The organism is Chryseobacterium sp. KCF3-3, assembly GCF_045865955.1.
Taxonomy (GTDB): domain Bacteria; phylum Bacteroidota; class Bacteroidia; order Flavobacteriales; family Weeksellaceae; genus Chryseobacterium.
Genome location: NZ_AP035792.1, coordinates 4,317,568 through 4,335,015, shown reverse-complemented (window position 1 = coordinate 4,335,015; position 17,448 = coordinate 4,317,568). Strand labels below are relative to the sequence as shown.

18 protein-coding genes are annotated in these 17,448 nt (G+C 37.0%); 9 read left to right on the top strand and 9 right to left on the bottom strand.

The features are described from left to right. Positions 1-233 precede the first annotated feature (233 nt). The 5 genes from ACKTTZ_RS19290 (at position 234) to ACKTTZ_RS19270 (ending at position 6,402) form a co-directional block, all read left to right on the top strand. Positions 234-476, top strand: coding sequence for a hypothetical protein (locus tag ACKTTZ_RS19290; protein ID WP_185103709.1), 243 nt, complete (start codon positions 234-236; stop codon positions 474-476). 188 nt (positions 477-664) lie between these two features. Beyond that, complete coding sequence (locus tag ACKTTZ_RS19285) at positions 665-2,917, top strand: TonB-dependent siderophore receptor (protein ID WP_407846377.1); 2,253 nt, start codon at positions 665-667, stop codon at positions 2,915-2,917. Positions 2,918-2,920: 3 nt separating this feature from the next. Then, complete coding sequence (locus ACKTTZ_RS19280; protein WP_253317592.1) at positions 2,921-4,366, top strand: DUF3526 domain-containing protein; 1,446 nt, start codon at positions 2,921-2,923, stop codon at positions 4,364-4,366. Then, positions 4,367-5,713 (top strand): DUF3526 domain-containing protein, encoded by a 1,347-nt coding sequence (locus tag ACKTTZ_RS19275; protein ID WP_034696657.1) that lies wholly within the window; start codon positions 4,367-4,369, stop codon positions 5,711-5,713. It abuts the gene before it with no gap. Further along, positions 5,707-6,402 carry an ABC transporter ATP-binding protein gene (locus ACKTTZ_RS19270; RefSeq protein ID WP_407846376.1) on the top strand — a complete coding sequence of 232 codons (696 nt, stop codon included), beginning with the start codon at positions 5,707-5,709 and terminating at the stop codon, positions 6,400-6,402. Before ACKTTZ_RS19275 ends, ACKTTZ_RS19270 begins: the two co-directional genes overlap by 7 nt. 98 nt (positions 6,403-6,500) lie before the next feature. On the opposite strand, the gene ACKTTZ_RS19265 is transcribed toward ACKTTZ_RS19270, so the two are convergent. From ACKTTZ_RS19265 to ACKTTZ_RS19255, 3 genes are all read right to left on the bottom strand, one after another. Continuing rightward, the gene (locus tag ACKTTZ_RS19265; protein ID WP_407846375.1) at positions 6,501-7,796 is read right to left on the bottom strand and encodes a cryptochrome/photolyase family protein; all 1,296 of its coding nucleotides are present in this window, start codon (positions 7,794-7,796) and stop codon (positions 6,501-6,503) included. Between the two features lie 120 nt (positions 7,797-7,916). Then, positions 7,917-8,624 carry a hypothetical protein gene (locus ACKTTZ_RS19260; RefSeq protein WP_407846374.1) on the bottom strand — a complete coding sequence of 236 codons (708 nt, stop codon included), beginning with the start codon at positions 8,622-8,624 and terminating at the stop codon, positions 7,917-7,919. 52 nt (positions 8,625-8,676) lie between these two features. After that, positions 8,677-9,042, bottom strand: a complete 366-nt coding sequence (locus tag ACKTTZ_RS19255) for a hypothetical protein (RefSeq protein WP_034696665.1) — start codon at positions 9,040-9,042, stop codon at positions 8,677-8,679. 163 nt (positions 9,043-9,205) lie between these two features. On the opposite strand from ACKTTZ_RS19255, the gene ACKTTZ_RS19250 reads away from it, so the two are divergent. Beyond that, complete coding sequence (locus tag ACKTTZ_RS19250) at positions 9,206-9,448, top strand: hypothetical protein (RefSeq protein ID WP_047431165.1); 243 nt, start codon at positions 9,206-9,208, stop codon at positions 9,446-9,448. 168 nt (positions 9,449-9,616) lie between these two features. On the opposite strand, the gene ACKTTZ_RS19245 is transcribed toward ACKTTZ_RS19250, so the two are convergent. From ACKTTZ_RS19245 to ACKTTZ_RS19235, 3 genes are all read right to left on the bottom strand, one after another. Further along, positions 9,617-10,381: a hypothetical protein gene (locus tag ACKTTZ_RS19245; protein ID WP_407846373.1), complete on the bottom strand. Its 765-nt coding sequence runs from the start codon at positions 10,379-10,381 to the stop codon at positions 9,617-9,619. After that, a complete protein-coding gene (locus ACKTTZ_RS19240) occupies positions 10,378-10,872 on the bottom strand; it encodes a MarR family transcriptional regulator (RefSeq protein ID WP_034696671.1) in 495 nt (164 codons plus the stop codon). The genes ACKTTZ_RS19245 and ACKTTZ_RS19240 overlap by 4 nt, the downstream gene beginning before the upstream one ends. A 111-nt stretch (positions 10,873-10,983) precedes the next feature. Then, on the bottom strand, positions 10,984-11,829 hold the full coding sequence (locus ACKTTZ_RS19235) for an AraC family transcriptional regulator (RefSeq protein WP_407846372.1): 846 nt from the start codon (positions 11,827-11,829) through the stop codon (positions 10,984-10,986). Positions 11,830-11,900: 71 nt separating this feature from the next. On the opposite strand from ACKTTZ_RS19235, the gene ACKTTZ_RS19230 reads away from it, so the two are divergent. Continuing rightward, the gene (locus tag ACKTTZ_RS19230; protein WP_407846371.1) at positions 11,901-13,277 is read left to right on the top strand and encodes an MFS transporter; all 1,377 of its coding nucleotides are present in this window, start codon (positions 11,901-11,903) and stop codon (positions 13,275-13,277) included. Positions 13,278-13,314: 37 nt separating this feature from the next. Next, positions 13,315-13,704, top strand: coding sequence for a hypothetical protein (locus ACKTTZ_RS19225; RefSeq protein WP_407846370.1), 390 nt, complete (start codon positions 13,315-13,317; stop codon positions 13,702-13,704). 64 nt (positions 13,705-13,768) lie between these two features. Here the strand turns inward: ACKTTZ_RS19225 and ACKTTZ_RS19220 are convergent, their stop codons facing one another. From ACKTTZ_RS19220 to ACKTTZ_RS19210, 3 genes are all read right to left on the bottom strand, one after another. Further along, a complete protein-coding gene (locus tag ACKTTZ_RS19220; RefSeq protein WP_253317601.1) occupies positions 13,769-14,419 on the bottom strand; it encodes an HD domain-containing protein in 651 nt (216 codons plus the stop codon). Positions 14,420-14,510: 91 nt separating this feature from the next. Beyond that, the gene (locus tag ACKTTZ_RS19215; RefSeq protein WP_034696680.1) at positions 14,511-15,368 is read right to left on the bottom strand and encodes a helix-turn-helix transcriptional regulator; all 858 of its coding nucleotides are present in this window, start codon (positions 15,366-15,368) and stop codon (positions 14,511-14,513) included. A 100-nt stretch (positions 15,369-15,468) separates the two neighbouring features. Then, positions 15,469-16,626 carry an MFS transporter gene (locus ACKTTZ_RS19210; RefSeq protein WP_051934379.1) on the bottom strand — a complete coding sequence of 386 codons (1,158 nt, stop codon included), beginning with the start codon at positions 16,624-16,626 and terminating at the stop codon, positions 15,469-15,471. 192 nt (positions 16,627-16,818) lie between these two features. On the opposite strand from ACKTTZ_RS19210, the gene ACKTTZ_RS19205 reads away from it, so the two are divergent. Beyond that, positions 16,819-17,430: a GNAT family N-acetyltransferase gene (locus ACKTTZ_RS19205; protein WP_407846369.1), complete on the top strand. Its 612-nt coding sequence runs from the start codon at positions 16,819-16,821 to the stop codon at positions 17,428-17,430. The last annotated feature ends 18 nt before the right edge of the window (positions 17,431-17,448 follow it).

Sequence of the window (17,448 nt, the reverse complement as noted above, 5' to 3'; positions counted from 1 at the left end):
ATCCCTCTACTTCACAAAGTATTTTCAAATCTGCTGATTTCAAGTAAAACTTAAAAATATCCGCTACTTTTTATTCATCATTCAATTTTTATCAAATTAAATTGTACATTTGTTTTTCTATTATGCAAAAATTTCTCAGAGTCTTTTTTGTTTTTTCCTTACTTCTGATATTTGTTTCAAATGTCAGCGGGGTAACTACATGTCTTGATCATGCCAGGCACGCCAAAAGTAAAATGATTTATAAAAAAGGTTCAAAAGAAGAGAAAATTCCTACCTTTTCCCAGGATGACGAATGTCAGTGTGCTCTTCATATGCATATGACTAATATTCTTCTCCCTGAACCTTTAAATCTGGATTTTGCTATCGACACTACTAATGACAACGAGATGCCACAGCCGAAAGCCATTTCATATCGTTGTCTCCTCGATTTTTTCAGCTCCAGAGCTCCCCCATCCACATTTTCTGCGGTAGCTTAATCTATGCTGCCCTGATATTTCGTTTACAGATTTTTTAGTCTGTATTGTAATTCCGTGGATACCTGTGTCTTCACACCAGTAAGGATATCCTTTTATTAATGGGCATTTTCGATGTCCGTACATCCCTATTCATGACTACCAGTAATTTTAATTATTCGGGAATAATTCATTGTATTTCCCCAAATTCTGTGAAACTTTTCAGTCTGAGTTTCATCACCGCATCGTCATTTCTGTATGCTCAGTCCCGTTCTGAAGATTCTTTATCTACAGTGGTTCAAACCGTTGAGGTTATCGGAAGAAAGTCTAAAGATTATACGTCCGACTACTCTTTTGCAGCCACCAAGATAGCTATGAAAAATAAAGATCTGCCTTTAACGCTTAATACCATTACCAAAGAGCTCATCACCGATCGCCAGGCTTTCCAGCTCGGAGATGTGATGAAAAATGTGAATGGTGTATCTCCTTCCAGCTATTATAACCAATACAACATCCGTGGGATCAGCCAGAATGAAGAAGGACAGATTATCAACGGAATGCGCACCAGGCAATATTATTTTTTACAACCTATGACTTCCAATATAGAACGTGTAGAAGTTTTCAAAGGTCCGGCAAGCATTACCATGTCCAGCGTAGATCCTGGAGGAACGATCAATATGGTTACTAAAAAACCATTGTCAAATCCCCGTCACGAAATCAGTTTGTCAGGTGGAAGCTTTGAAACTTACCGTGTCACCACAGATCTTACAGGCCCTTTAAATAAGAGCAAAACTTTATTATACCGTTTTAACGGAGCGTATCAGAATGCTCATTCATTCAGGGATCATGTTAAAAACAGTGGTATTCTGATTTCACCTTCTATCACTTTTGTTCCGAATGAAAAAACATCCGTGAATGTGGAAATGATTTTCAATGATCTTTATGGAAACCTGGACAGAGGACAGCCAATTTTCGGAGCAGTGGCAGGAAAAACAGATTTATACAGCACTCCAAGAAGTCTGAATTTAGGAGCTCCGGATGATTTTTTTAAAACCAGAGAACTCATAATAATGGGAACAGTTGCCCATCATTTTAACCAATCCATCAGTTTTAATGCTTCCTATATGAAGCAATATTGGAGAGAAAACCTGCAGGAGCACAGAACAACCAATTCTTTTGTCCCTGATATGGATAACAAACCGGTTTCCAGCCTTGCCATGATGCAGTTTGTACAGAGAAAACAAAACTGGGCTACAGATAACATTAATGCATATTTTAATTTTAAATTCAAAACAGGATCTGTACAACATCAGGCTTTGATAGGCTATGACAGTCAGATCTGGGAAAAACGCAAAGGCGGACAACAGAATGCGGCAAGAGGTTTTCTTTTGAAGAACGGTTCTGTAGCTTCTTCTTACAATCCAGCAAAAGCTTCGGAGTACCAGACCATTAATTATAATGGAACAATCATTCCAACACCTAATGTCACACCATTTGATCTGAATCCGGGAGCTGTAAATTATCAGGGTACTGATTTTAATACCCTTAATGTGATTACCCCTTTACCTTCTGCTCTTACTACGACTCATGCAGCTTATATCCAGCATCTTTTTACCTGGAAAAAGTTTAAAATATTATCAGGAATCCGTCAGGAATGGTTTCAGGATATTACCCACTTCAAAGAAACCAATGAGACCTCTTTTAACAATAATAAACTGTTGTACAGATTCGGTATTACTTATAGTGTAACGGATCATATTAATATATATGGAACGTATCTTACAGGCTATCAGCCTCAATCCAATACCGTAACACTGATGCCCAATACCTCCAGTCTTACAGGATCTGCAGCAAGATTCAAACCTTTGACTTCTGATCTCAAAGAATTGGGAATCAAAGCACAGTTTTTTGGAAGAATTTCACTGAATCTTGCGGTCTATGAAATCAACCAGAGAAATATTTTAATCAATGCCAATAATCCTTCAGAACCTGATGAACTTGTACAGCGTGGTGCTGACAGAAGCCGTGGATTTGAAGCTGAGTTTTCTGGACATATTCTTCCTCAGTGGCATATTTACGGAGGCTACAGCTATATTGATGCTAAAATACTGGATGACACCAACCGTGATCTTGTGGGGAAAAGAAAGGAAAATACTGCTAAGAATTCGGTGAATATCTGGACACGCTACAATTTTTCAACTATTGAATTCCTAAAAGACTTTGGAATTGGGGCCGGAATGCTTTATCAGAGTTCTAAAGTTCCGTGGTTCACAAGGAGCTTCGAGCTTCCCGCCTATACGACAATAGATGCTGCTTTATATTATACTCCGGCAAAAACTGTTCAGCTCTCTTTTAATCTGAATAACATTACCAACAAAGTGTACTGGATCGGGGCTCAGAACTACTTAAGGCTGTTTCCGGGAACTCCAAGAAATTATTTACTAACTGCTACTTATAAATTTTAAACTATGGCTATTTCAAACTTACAACTGATGGTGAGAAAAACCTGGCAGGATTTGTTTAAAGGAAAACAAAATCTGCTCACCACGATTGCCGTACTCCTTTTTTGTATGCTGAGTATTGGCATAGGATATACAAAATACACGGATTCTTTTTCGAAAATAAAAGAATACCGGAAAGAAGTCCGTGAAAGCTGGGAACATCGACCTGATAAGCATCCGCACCGTATGGCTCATTATGGCTATCTGGTTTTCAGAATCGGGCATCCTTTGAATATTTTTGACAACGGACTGGATGATTATTTAGGAAATGTCATATTTCTGGAAGCCCATAAACAGAATACCGCCAATCTTTCGGAAGCAGGAAGTTCCGGAACTTTAGTCCGATTTGGGGCATTTAGCAGTGCTTTTATTTTGCAGAGTATTGTTCCATTGATTATTCTTTTTCTGGGATTTGGATTAATTGTTCAGGAACGGGAAAATGCCACTTTGAAGATCATCAGTGTGCAGGGAACTTCCGGAAGGGATATTATCTGGGGTAAAATCCTGGGACTCTGGCTGTTTTCTTTATGTTTCCTCATTCCGGTCATTCCTATTGTTTTCATGGCTGCATTCATGTCAGAGACTACCAATACAGCGGATATTGTATTACGCTTATCATTTCTGTTACCTGCTTATATGATCTATTACTTTTTTATCTGCACGTTGACCGTAGTGGTTTCTGCGAATAGTAAAAGTACCTCATCTGCGTTGATCAGCCTTATTGGTTTCTGGCTTCTTTTCATCATTGTTTTGCCTAAAGGGATTCAGTTTGCAGCACAGAATTTATATCCTGCACCTTCCAGAATTGCTTTTGAAACCACTCTGGAAAAAGATATTTTAAAATCGGGGGACAGCCATAATCCTGATGATCCGCATTTCAAAAAAATTAAAGATTCTTTACTGGCAAAATATAAAGTAAAAACCACCAATGAGCTTCCTTTTAACTACGGCGGATTCGTCATGAAGGAAGGAGAAAAAATAAGTTCACAGATTTACATCAGACATCAAAAGGAACTACAGACCATTTACAACAAGCAGCAAAGTCTGACGGATTTTTCAGGACTGATTAATCCTGCCATTGCAATCAAAAATTTTTCCATGATTGCAACAGGTACGGATTTCTTCTCTTATAACCAGTTTCAAAAACAGGCAGAAGAATATCGTTATCAGATGGCTCAGCATCTAAATGATTTGCAGATTGAGAAGATCAGCAATATTAAACCTGAAAACGGCGGGCCGCCTGCTGTTATCGACAAACACAACTGGGAAAAGTTTCCGGATTTTCAATACCGGTATACTCCTGTTCTGGAAAGTCTGAAGAAACAACCCATACCTGCAGCTGCATTAGTTCTATGGATGGCTATCTGCGTTATTGCGATTGAAATAAGTGGAAGAAAATTAAAATTAATCTAAATGAATCGTTATTTATATACCCAATTTTACCGTAACAAAGCCTATATCATTGCACTGCTGTTTTTATTGATAGCCGGACTGATGGCTATTTATACAGGGAAAAAATTTTTAGACAGGAATGAAGATATTATCTCCAAAAGTGGAGCTTTCCAAAAAGAAAGTATAGAAAGGAATACAAAATTTCACAAAGATGATCTGGGACTGGTTCTTTATTATATTAAATTCAATCTGGTGAATGAAACACCCAAACTGGCTGCTTTAAATATCGGAATGCGTGATTTAAATCCTTCTATTCAGGGAGTAACCATCCGAAATCTGGAGGAACAGCGATATAATGCTGATTTTTATAATCCCGCTAATGCAGCAGTTGGAAATTTTGACTTTAGTTTTGTTATTGTTTTCCTTTTTCCACTGGTGATTGTGGCATTCTGTTATAATCTGATTTCAGAGGAGGAAGAAAGAGGAACATGGAAACTGCTTTCGGTGCAGAGCGGTAATTTACAAAAGCTTCTGGATCATAAAATGCTCATACGCCTTTTGGCTGTGACGGCTGTTTATCTTGCTCTCATCATTACTGCTTCGGTCTGGATAAAAATACCTTTAGACTCTTCCTATATTGCTTTTATGATCAGCGGTTGGTTGTATATTCTGTTCTGGTTTGCCCTGTGCAGATGGATTATTTCTTTCCGTAAATCATCAGCTCAGAACGCATTAATCCTTTTGATTGTATGGGTGGGAATCAATTTTATTATCCCGATGAGCAGCAATATTCTGATACAGAAACTCTATCCGGTTCATGAATCCCTTAAAGCAGTCATGGAACAGAGAGAAGGTTATCACAACAAATGGGATGAGGCCAAACGTCCCACTATGGAAAAGTTTTACAAAGCCTACCCACAATACAGCAATTTCACTGTAGAAGAAAATGATGCATTCACATGGATCTGGTATTATGCCATGCAGCATATGGGAGATCTTGAATCGGCAAAATCTTCAGAACAGTATACGGAAAAAATGAAGAAACGCAATGAAGCAGCAACCTATTTAGGCTATTTCCTTCCCAATTTACATACTCAGCTTGTAGAAAGTCATCTGGCAAAATCTGATCTGCAGAATCATTTGCAGTATGCTTCATCCCTCAAGAAATTTCATGAGAAAAAACGATTGTTCTTCTATCCTCTTATTTTTTCCGGAAAGAATGCTGAATCTATTAACTGGGCACAGCAAACGATAGAGGTTTTCAAACTCTCTTCCTCTATTAAATGGGTACAGATACTTCTTCCCTACCTCATCTTCATTGCTTTATTCATCATCCTTTCACAATACAAATACAGAAAACTATGTTAAAAACGATCAACTTACATAAAAAATACAACGATTTCACGGCCCTTCATTCTCTGAATCTGGAAGTAAAGAAAGGAGAAATTTTTGCGCTACTAGGGCAAAACGGAGCAGGAAAAAGTACAACCATCAATATTATTCTGGGGCTTATTAAAGCGACTTCCGGAGATGCTTTCATTAATGATATTTCGGTAAAAGAAGAACCACAAAAGATTAAGAAACACCTTGCCTACATTCCTGAAACAGTGCTTTTATATCCTAACCTTACCGGAATAGAGAATCTTGATTTTTTCTCTAAGATTGCAGGTTTTGATTATCAGAAGGATGAACTGGCTGCCTTACTCAAACACACAGGATTGCAGGAAATTGCACATCATAAAGCATTGGGAGGATATTCTAAAGGAATGCGACAAAAAGTAGGCATTGCCATAGCTCTTGCCAAAGATGCAAAAGTGCTTCTTCTGGATGAGCCTACCAGCGGACTGGATCCAATAGCTACAGCAGAATTTACAGAAATTGTACGTCAGCTGGGTAAAGAAGGAAGAACTGTTTTAATGGCAACACATGACATCTTCAATGCAGTAAGTGTTGCCACAAACATTGGCATTATGAAACAGGGAGAGTTGGTACAGAATTTACCTTCCAAAGCATTTACAGCACAGGAATTACAGGAGCTGTATCTGCAAACAATCTGATGATTCCGTTACTTCAGTAAGTAACTTTTCATATTAAATATCAATTGGTTGATGCCCGGTGACGTTTTCGTTGCCGGGCATTTTTCATATCACATTATTTATGTTAATGCTTTCTTGTATTCTGATAAAGCTCTTTCGCGGGCAAAGGTATGCTCTACGATGGGAGAAGGATATGCAAGTGTATTCCATTCCGGAAGCCATTTTTTGATGTACAGTAAATCTTTATCAAATTTTTCTGTCTGAGCCGTTGGATTAAAAACTCTGAAATAAGGAGCCGCATCACAGCCGCTTCCTGCCGCCCACTGCCAGTTTCCATTGTTTGCGGAAAGATCGTAATCGTTGAGTTTTAAAGCAAAGTAAGCTTCACCCCAACGCCAGTCGATCAGTAAGTGTTTACATAAGAAACTTGCAACAATCATTCTTACGCGATTATGCATAAAACCCGTCTGATTCAATTCTCTCATTCCGGCATCTACGATCGGATACCCTGTAGTTCCTTCGCACCAGTGTTTAAACTCATCTTCGTTATTCCGCCAATGGATATTGTCATACTGTTTTTTGAATGACTGATGAACCACCTGAGGGAAATGATATAAAATCTGCATAAAAAACTCACGCCAGATCAGCTCCGAAAGCCACACCGCATTATGTTTCAGCGCAAAATCAACACACTTCCGGATGCTGATGGTTCCGAAACGTAAAGCAATGCCGAGTTGTGTAGTATGCTGTAATGCCGGATAATCACGAAACTGATCATAATTATCTATAATAGAAGCTTCCAAAACAGGTTTTTTAAAATCAAAATCCGTTTTTTTGAAACCGATTTCCTTTAAAGTCAGAATCTCAGAATATTGCTGTGGAAAAAGGTTTTTAAAATTTAATTTAACAGATTGATAATGTTCAGGTGTTAACGCTTCCCGCCATTTCTTGGCAAAAGGGGTGTAAACGGTATAAGGAGACCCGTCTTTTTTAATTATCTGGTCTTTATCAAAAATCACCTGATCTTTATAGGCTTTAAAAGGAATATTCTTTTCCTTAAAAAAATAATAGACCTCCTTGTCCCTCTCAATCGCCTGAGGTTCATAATCCCGGTTACAGAAAACCCCTTCAATAGTATATTCTTCAGATAGTTTTTGGAATATTTCTATAGGTTTCCCATAATAGGTATTGACTTTTGAGTGGTATTCTTTTAATGAAATATTGATATCCGTCAAGGCCTGATGAATATAATCTACTCTGCGGTCCTCTTTATCTTCAAGCTTCCCAAGAATATCGGTATCAAATATAAAAATGGGTAGTACCTGAGCATCAGACTGGAGTGCATGATGAAGCCCGATATTATCCTCCAACCTCAAATCACGTCTGAACCAGAAAAGGGTGATTGTATTTTTCATATTCAAAGATAATTTGTTTATCTTATTGTACACAAAAATAACTGCATTATCACGATCAGTTTCAAAGACATTGTAAAGTTATATGAAGTAATAAAATAATTTAAATGGCTAATCTATACCTCAGTCAATTTCAAGAGCTATTCTTATGACAAGTTCTTCATTTTCAAACCCAATTCCTTCGTACTCAAAATCAAATTTCATGGATGCCTCAACCATCAACATTCCATCTTCAGCGTTTAGAAAACTCAATCTGATGAGATCTACAGGATTATGACTACTTCTTACATAGACAGAGCCATCTGCATACCCTTCTTCCGGATTTACAGGAAACACAACAGATTTTCCGATATAGGCCGATAGTGGTTCCGGCAGTGGAACAAAATCAAGTTCTATAGCGGTGTCCACAATGCTGTTATCAAGAACAAATTTAGAGACAGGAATGGAAATTTTATACAAAGATTCTTCCTGAAGGCGGATTGTTCCGGTTTGGAATTCAAGTTTTTGCACAGAAAATTCATGGGTTAAATCCCTATAATCCTCTATATTACCTACATCATTTCTTTCTTTTGAATAAAATTGCTCTACTTCAATATAGCTTTCCCCTTTTTCAAACTTATTAATAATTTCCTCTGCCCAGGGCGTGGTAGGTTGACCACCATATTTCCATAATATATACATCATTCTATAGTCATCCGCATAAGAACTCCATTCCATAGCAGGCTTATCCTGTTCTAAAAGAGTGTTAGGATCAAAGCCCTGTTGCAAAACAATTTCTGCTTCTTCATAATTCTGAAATAAGAGTAAGCGTGAAAATTCTTCTGTATTCATGATTGCAGCTGATTATTTTTTGATTTTCATTCTAGGGAATGATTTAAAACGTTTACTCACTGATGTTAAATGGTATCCATTTTTCGTTTATTTGCTTTCTTTCTGCTCCGGCATTCAATGGCATTTCATACAAATCATTAATGGTAGCATCCAATGTAACCGCCTGTAGTAAGGAAATAACTTTGATATCATCTTCGGTATGATGATCTTCACCGCATAGAAACTGCCAATATCCGTCAGAATCATGGGTTACATATAAGATAGGTTTGGATTTATCAAAAACGTGATTACAAACAAAACATGCTGTATTTTTAGTGTCTTTGAATTTAAATTCGACTTCTTTAGAACTGTTTTTATTTTGTCCCGATAGACTGGCTATGCCTAAGGGAAGTAGAATTGTGGTTAATAGTTTTTTCATTGTTTTTAATTGAAACCACAAGTATAAGTAAATATAGTAATTTAACTATGGGGGAAAAGCACATATTTGATCTTAATCTATTTCTACAAATAAGTTAATTCTTCAAATATTTCTAATAATTTCCCGACATTTGCACCAATTTTTAAATGAATAGAACTCAGCAATGGAAGAATTTGAAGTACCGGTAACGTATAAGGGTAAAGAACTGCTTTTCAACGGAAAGCTGGCCACATTCTCTTATGGATATAAACTGTATGTAGACGTAGATGGAACAGAAGTTGTTATTGAACGTGATGATCACGGTGATTTACGGGCTCTCCTTCCGGATGCTGCTTCGGAAAAAAATATAGACAAAGGACTTATTGAAGCCATTATAGAAGTATTTAAAGAGCTTCAGGTTTTATAATTGGCTCTGAATAAAAAGTCGTCTCAAAAGTTAAACAATTTGGTTTCTGTCATTCTGACGAAGGAAGAATCTCATTAATAACCAAGCACATGAGATTTTTCATTACATTTTTGAACTACGTTCGCAGATTTTCAGTCTGTTCAGAATGACATCTTGAAGACAATCTCTTTATTCAAAAACTACATAATTTACCTTATCTACACCTGTATTTCCGGTTTTTTCATGATAAGCATACAGAACAAGTTCATAATTTCCCGGAGAATTGATTGTGTGATTTCCTTCAAACAGATTGGTTGAAACTAAAGACATATCAATATTCTTTACCCATTTTCCGTCTTTCTTCAGAATTCCTTTCACTTCTATTTCATCGGAATTCCATACGCCTCCTTTATCAATGACACATCCGCACATCATCACAATATTTGCCTGAAACAGGAAAGGTTTATCTTTAATACTTTTCAGGGCAATATACTGATGGGTTCTTGGCTTCAGAATATCAATAATATACCCAGGAATTTCAAGGATAATTCCTTCCCCCAGAATATGTTTTCCGGGAATCAGCCATAGCTCTGTACTTACCACCGCCTGCGCCTGCTTACTGTTCAAAGGAGAAACCACTTCTATATTCACAAATGTAGGTTCATCAATATCTATGGCAGCCATAAAACCTCCTGTCTGTTCGTCTGCAATGGAGTTTCCTCTGATTTTAGGCGTTTTCATAATCAGATCTGTATTTCCGGTGCTTCCGGTAGTATTTCCTTCTGCCAGAATCCTTTGATTAAGCTTGTTTCTGATGATAATATGAGCTCCACCCAATGAAGTTCCGATAAACTTCGCATCTCTTGCTTTGGCTCTGATCATGATTTTCGTTTCCGTTGCCGAAATCAGATTCGTGGAAAAAAGAAATGCTGTAATGAGAATTAATGCTTTCATGATTGAATTGATTTTAAATATTCCTGTTTAAACCTGTGATGAAAAGATTCATTTTTTAATTCCTGATCAATATGATCCAGATAAGTGAAAATCGACAGATCTTCTGATAATACCTTCAGAATTGCTTTTTCACAACTATCCCAGATCTGCTCGAGCTGAGGAAGCATTTCAATAGCTTTGGGAGATAATGAAATGATCTGCTTTCGCTTATCCACATTATCTTTTTTGATGATGAGATAACCGCTTTCGTTCATTTTTTTAACGATAACCACAACTGAAGGATGGGAATATCCCAAAGGCTCAGCAATATCAGTAATTGAAATTTCACCCTTTTTTTGCAGCAGCATAAAAACCAGATACCAATTGGGTTCCACATCAATTCCAAATTCTTTATAAAATTTCCGCACATCATGAGACATCCGGTCACTGATTCTCTTCAATCTGCTATCCAATGCTTTATACCCTAGTTCTTTAATAAAGTCAAAATCCATCTGGAAATATATTTGCTGTAAATATATAAAAATATAAAGTCAACTATATAGTTAACTTTATATTTTTGAATTTTAATTTAAACCTTTAAAAAACTTTACTCCAAAATTTATTTATTTGAAACTTTTCCTGTATTCTCCGGGAGTTACTCCTCTGTATTTCTTGAACAGCTTGGAAAGATGGCTTTCATCACTGAACTGGAGCTCATAAGCAATCTCACTTAACCTGACACTGCTGTATTTTAGATAGGTTTCAACCAGTTTCAGCCTATAATCCAGCAAATAATCCTGATAAGAAATTCCTGTCTGCTGTTTAAAATATTCTCCGAAATAATTTCCGGAAATTCCAAAATGATCGGCAATAGTCTGAATTCCGGTCTTCTCACGGTCTTTTATATGTTGTTGAATATAAGCTATGATCTTCATGATAGAAAAAGCTTTCCGGTTTTCCTGCAAGTCTGAAGTTTCACTCTGAATGATATTCCGGGCAATCAGGTTCAGAAGGATCGACATGCAATTTCTGATAATTAGATAATCTTCCGCCTTATTTTTGAATTCATTAGCAATTTGCAGAATAAGGGTTTCTGCAAATTGTTCATCATTGTTATTTCTGAAAACGCACCCTGCTCTTGCATGATAATTATGACTGATATATTGTAACTTATACAAATTCTCACAACTTTCAATACGGTCTGCTTCCAGACGGATTTTATCAATAAATTCCACCGGACATTGAATATTGATAAGCTGAGCAGACTCACTTTCAAAGCGATAAACCTCATGTTGTGGAATAATGAAAAGCTTACCTTGAGAAAAATTAATGTTTCGCCCATCATAAGTAAGCATTCCTTTTCCTTTGACAATATAAACAAATGAGAGAAAAGCTTTTGTTTTAAAAATGATCTCTTCTTTCAGTTCTAATTCTCTTACATCAATCTCTTCAAGAGGCAATCCTTTCATGATACACTGTATTTTCCTCCAAAAGTACAATTTTAACAGAACACAAAGCGGGTAATTTTGCTTAAAAAAATATGACCGTACATCCGAAACGGTGGCAGGCACTCAACTTTCTGATTGCAGGTGCTTTTCTTTCACCACTGGATTATTTTATTGTCAATATGGCTCTGCCTTCTATTAAAAAAGCATTGAATGCCAGTGATCATGAACTTCAGATGGTTATAGCCATTTATGGACTCACCTATGCGGCACTTGTTGTTTGTGGCGGGCGGCTGGGTGATATTTTCGGTCGCAAAAAGATATTTATAGCAGGATTGTACACTTTTCTGTTTTCCTCTATTGCCTGCGCTTTTTCTCCGGATGTTACCTGGTTGATTATTTTCAGATTGTTTCAGGGTATTGGTGCATCATTGCTTGCTCCACAGGTATTGGCTTCCATAAAAGACCTTTTCAACAGTCAGGAACAACCTAAAGCTGTCAGCCTTTTCAGCTCGGTATTTGGTCTTGCATCAGTGATCGGACAGTTATTTGGGGGAATTCTTTTAAGCATGCATTGGGGACGATTTTCATGGGAAATGGTGTTTCTTGTTAATGTACCGATTACGGTAATTTGTATTCTGGGAATTCATTTTACCATGGACAATAAGGATAATAAAGCACAAACAGGTATTGATTTTATAGGAGCTTTGTTGTTAATTCTTGCTTTACTCATGCTCATCTGCCCTCTTATTTTCGGACAGAAATTTGGATGGGCTTGGTGGATTTTCGGAATTCTTATTACCGGAATTGTAGTATTAATTTCATTTTTACAATATGAAACGAAACAGCTTCAAAAAAATCGCCCGATTCTTATAGATCCGGCTTTGCTGCAACAGAAACCTTTTGCTTTAAGTCTTCTGATTATTTTCTTTTACAATTTCACTGCGGGTTTATTCATTTGCTATCCTTATTATCTTCAGCAATTTCTTCATCAAAATTCAATGGAGACAGGTTTGGCTATTGTTCCTTATGGGCTTGCTTTTTTCATAGCACCTTTGGTTACTTCCAGAGTACAAATGAAAGCATACAAAATGATCTACCTGGGATTAAGCTTATTGATGACAGGCTTTCTAATGAGTGCGGTTACTTTTTATTTTGAGCAAAAACCCTCTTTTCAGACATTTCTGACATTGTTTATTGCCGGATTTGGACATGGTACAATTATGCCGGTCATGATGCGGACAGCTATTTCTTTGGTTTCTAAGGATAAAGCTGGACAGGCTTCAGGATTGGTAAGTATTGGTATTCAGATTGGGAGTGTAACGGGAGGAGCTATTATTGGTACATTATTTTTTAATCTGATACCCGTTTTAGGATTCACGGAAGCATTTGCAACCGCTGTAGGAATGATAGGTATTTTTCAGGTGGCTGGGCTTTGGGCAGGAAACAGATTAAGGAAAATTATTAATTAAAGATCAGTTTAAATCAAAAAATATAATACATTTAACAATGAGCAATACAGAAAAGATCATCTGGGAAATAGAAGAATTTCACCGGAATATCGAAAAATGGTTTCAGGGGAAAACCGAAAATCAGGAAAGTCTTTATCAAGAGTTATTAGCCGGATTTTCACAAGATTTTAAAATGATTAATGGAAACGGAGATACTGTTACCCTATCGATGCTTGGAGAATGGCTTCCCACCGTATTTGGGAAATTTCCGGAGCGAAGCATTCAGGTGGAAAATATTGAAATTAATCATTCTGGCAATCATGGACTTGCGACCTATATTGAAACACAAGTCACTGGAGAAATCATAACTAAAAGAAAATCATCAGCGGTCTTTCTGCTCGATAAGGAAAAAGCGCTATGGCTTCATCTTATAGAAAACTGGATATAAACAATAACAGCCCTGATCATCTAATAATGTTCAGGGCTGTCAATTTTTTGAGAAAGCTATTTTCCTATTCAGACCACGGGGAATGTAAAATACAGTCGCAGAAGTTTTTTCTTTCAAAATTCGGGATCATGAAGGCGCAGACATCTGCTTTTATATTTCCAAAAGTAGTTTCTGTTTTATGCTCAAAACCACCGAAAAATGTAGGAATAATCTTCTTCTTGAAATCATTTCTCGGAAAAGCTCTGATAATTTCTTCCCGATGTTCTGCACTCAGGTTTTCATATCCTTCTCCCATCACATCCAATCCCACTCCTGAATACATTAAAGCAACTTCATTTTCTTTATGCTCTGCAATTCCAATGGTGGTATGAAGCGCAATAGTATCCCAAACGAGCTGAAGTTTATCCTGAGCTATCCCATGGCCTTTCAAAAAGTCTCTTGCCGCATTGGCTCCGTCTACCTCAAATCTCAGATCAGGGCTGCTGTAATGAGAAACAAGTCCAAGATCATGAAATACGGATGCTACATACAATAGTTCCGAGTCATGAGCTTTGTTTTCGCGCTTTGCATTTAATGATGAAAAAAGAAAAACACGCAGAGAGTGATTGTAGATAAACTCTGTGCCGTGTTCCAGGAGAAGTTCTGTGGCTTCGGCTGCAATTTTACTGTCCGGGATCATGATTCCCGCAACTTCTTTCATACGATGTACTGACATATCTTTATATAATTTTATCCAAAGATATCCTGATTACAAAGGTCTGAGAATAGCAATAAATACCGATGAGATGTCAAAATTTCAGTCGAAACTATATTCCGATATGAATAAACTTACTGCGATAATTTGCCGGAGATATTTCTGTATTTTTTTTAAAGAAGTGACTGAACTGTTCCGATGTACCGAAATGAAGCTGATAAGCAATCTCTTTTACAGAATGGGAACTGAACTGAAGAAGTCTTTTGGCTTCCGCGATAATCTGCCCGTTGATGATTTCTTTGGCACTTTTATCAGAACACCGCTTACACAATTCACTCAACCTTCTTGGCGTAATATTCAACAACTCCGAATAATCATTCACAGCATGAAGGCTGTGATACTGACTACTCAATAATTCCATAAACTTGCGGTAAATGATATAATCCTGGCTGTCAAAAGTTTCTTCTTTTACCATTTTTACATTCGCCAGCTTGATCATTATAATTTTCAGGTAGGCGGCCAGAACATCCATCTGGTTGGTATAAGATTCCGTTTTATACTCCGTTAGCAAGCTTTTAAATAAGCTTAAAAATTCATCTGTTTCGGTTTGATCCGGGATCAGTTTTTGATTGGCAGCAGCATTATTAAACAGAACAGCCTTGCAATTGCTGGCACTGGAAGGGACTCTTTCCCAGAAACAGTCTCCGAAGGAAATATGATAACCACAGACTTCAGAATCATTTTCAAATCTGCAGATCTGACCTTTTGAGAGTAAAAAAATTTCATGATCTGCAATATCAAAAGAATGCTCATCAATCGTCAGTACTCCTTTACCCTTTTCAATGATTACAATGTGATGATAATTAAGTCTCACAAAATCCACTAAATATGGCAGATCATATTCCAATCGTTTTACGGAAAAAGAATGGTCAATAACAGATTCTGGTACAATTCCTGAGACCGGTTTCATAAAAGGAAATTTTTAATAAAGATAAAAAGTATTTTGCAATGCAAGATTAGACAACGATCTTGTGTCATAACATGTCAAAAATCCCTTAAAAAGAAATTGATTATGATTTCCTGAAGACTTTCATCTGACCCGCCATAATCGCCAGTAAAATCCCAAAACAGGCAAAAAGACCATATGAATACCTGAGATCAAAACTTTCCGCAATATATCCGATAAGAGGCGGCCCCATCAGAAATCCTAAAAACGATATGCTGGAAACAAATGATAAAGCAATACTCGGAGCCACTGTACTCACCTTTCCTACTGTACTGTAAACGGAAGGCACACTCAGGGAACTTCCAAGGCCAATGATCATAAAAGCAATGATGCAGATCCACAGTTCCGGAAAGAAAACACTTAGGAAAAGACCACCGCTCATCAATAGGCCGCAACATTGCAGAACGATCTTTTTCCCATATTTTTCAATGATTTTATTCCCGACAAAACGACCTAAAGTCATCATTAAGATAAAACTTGTATATCCCAATATAACAAGGCTTTCAGGTGCTTTAACTATAGTTTGAAAATAAACCCCGCTCCAGTCGAACATCGCTCCTTCAATCGCCATACTCAGAAATCCTATAATTCCCAAACCAATCAATGTAGGATTCACTGCTTTAAAAATTGAACGGGTCTGCGGTTCTGCTTTATGAATAATATTGGTCAGATTTTTTGTACTGTAGAACCAAAGTATACCGACCAGAATGAAAATAATAACAAAATGATAAAAAGTTCCCACATGGAGATTAATCATTAACAAACCTATGACAGCTCCTGTAAGACCGGCAAAACACCAGGCACCGTGATATGAAGAAAGAAGGGTTCTTTTCGTGATAGATTCTATTTCAATCGCCTGTGTATTGATGGCAATATTGCACATGTTTCCGGAAACTCCAAAAAAGAAAAGTACCGCACCTAATGTCCAATAAGAAGGAGATAAACCAATCAATAAGAGAAAAAAGGGATACAGCATAAAGCATCTTTTAATAATCCCGCTGCTTCCGTAGATACTGATCAGTTTTCCAGCCAGAACCATCGTTGAAAGCTGTCCTATCGGCATAAGAAGCAAAAGTGTTCCCAGCTGTGCTTCATTAATGGAAAGAGCAGTTTTTATGATAGGAATCCGGCTCGCCCAGGAAGAAAAAACAAGCCCATGGGCAAAGAAAAGTAAAAAACAGGCTGTTGGCATTTTGGCATTAAAAGATTCTCTCTCGTTCATTATAACAGGGTGATAAAAATTCCTTTTGCAAATTTAGACACGCAACTCCATTAAAATCTAGTTCATTTTTGTCATTTTTATGTTCCATTTTAACCAATAATAGAAATTCAGACCTTATCATGGTAAAAAATCACTTTATTTTTTGAACACAGATATTCATTTTTTTTTAATTTCGATGTATAAAAATGAACCATGAAAGAAAAATGGATTGCCTATCCGACTATTTTGGAAGGAGAAACCGTTGAATTAATTCCTCTTGAAAAACAGCATTTTGAAGAATTATATGCTGCGGCTGCAGATAAAGAACTCTGGAAACTGGTTCCTACAGACTGTTCAGACAAAACCTTGTTTGATAAAAACTATGAATGTGCATTATCTGAAAGAGAAACCGGAAATCAATATCCTTTTGTAATCCGTCACAAAGAAACCGGAAAGCTGATTGGCTCCACACGCTTTTTTGAAATATATCCTGCAGACCGGAAACTGGAAATCGGATGGACCTGGATCATCAAAGAATTCTGGGGAACAGCCATCAACCTTGAATGCAAACTCCTTCTCCTAACCTTCTGTTTTGATATTCTGAAAACCAACAGAGTACAATTGAAAACAAAAGATGATAACTTCAGATCAAGAAAAGCCATCGAAAAAATCGGTGGTGTATTTGAAGGTATTTTACGTAAAGATAAAGTTCTCAGCGATGGCAGTACAAGAAATGCAGCTTATTACAGTATTTTGGATGATGAATGGGCCACTGCAAAATGTAAAATTGAAGCTTTGATCAAAGAAAAGCAAAATGCTGGCTAAAAAGCATACAATAAAAAA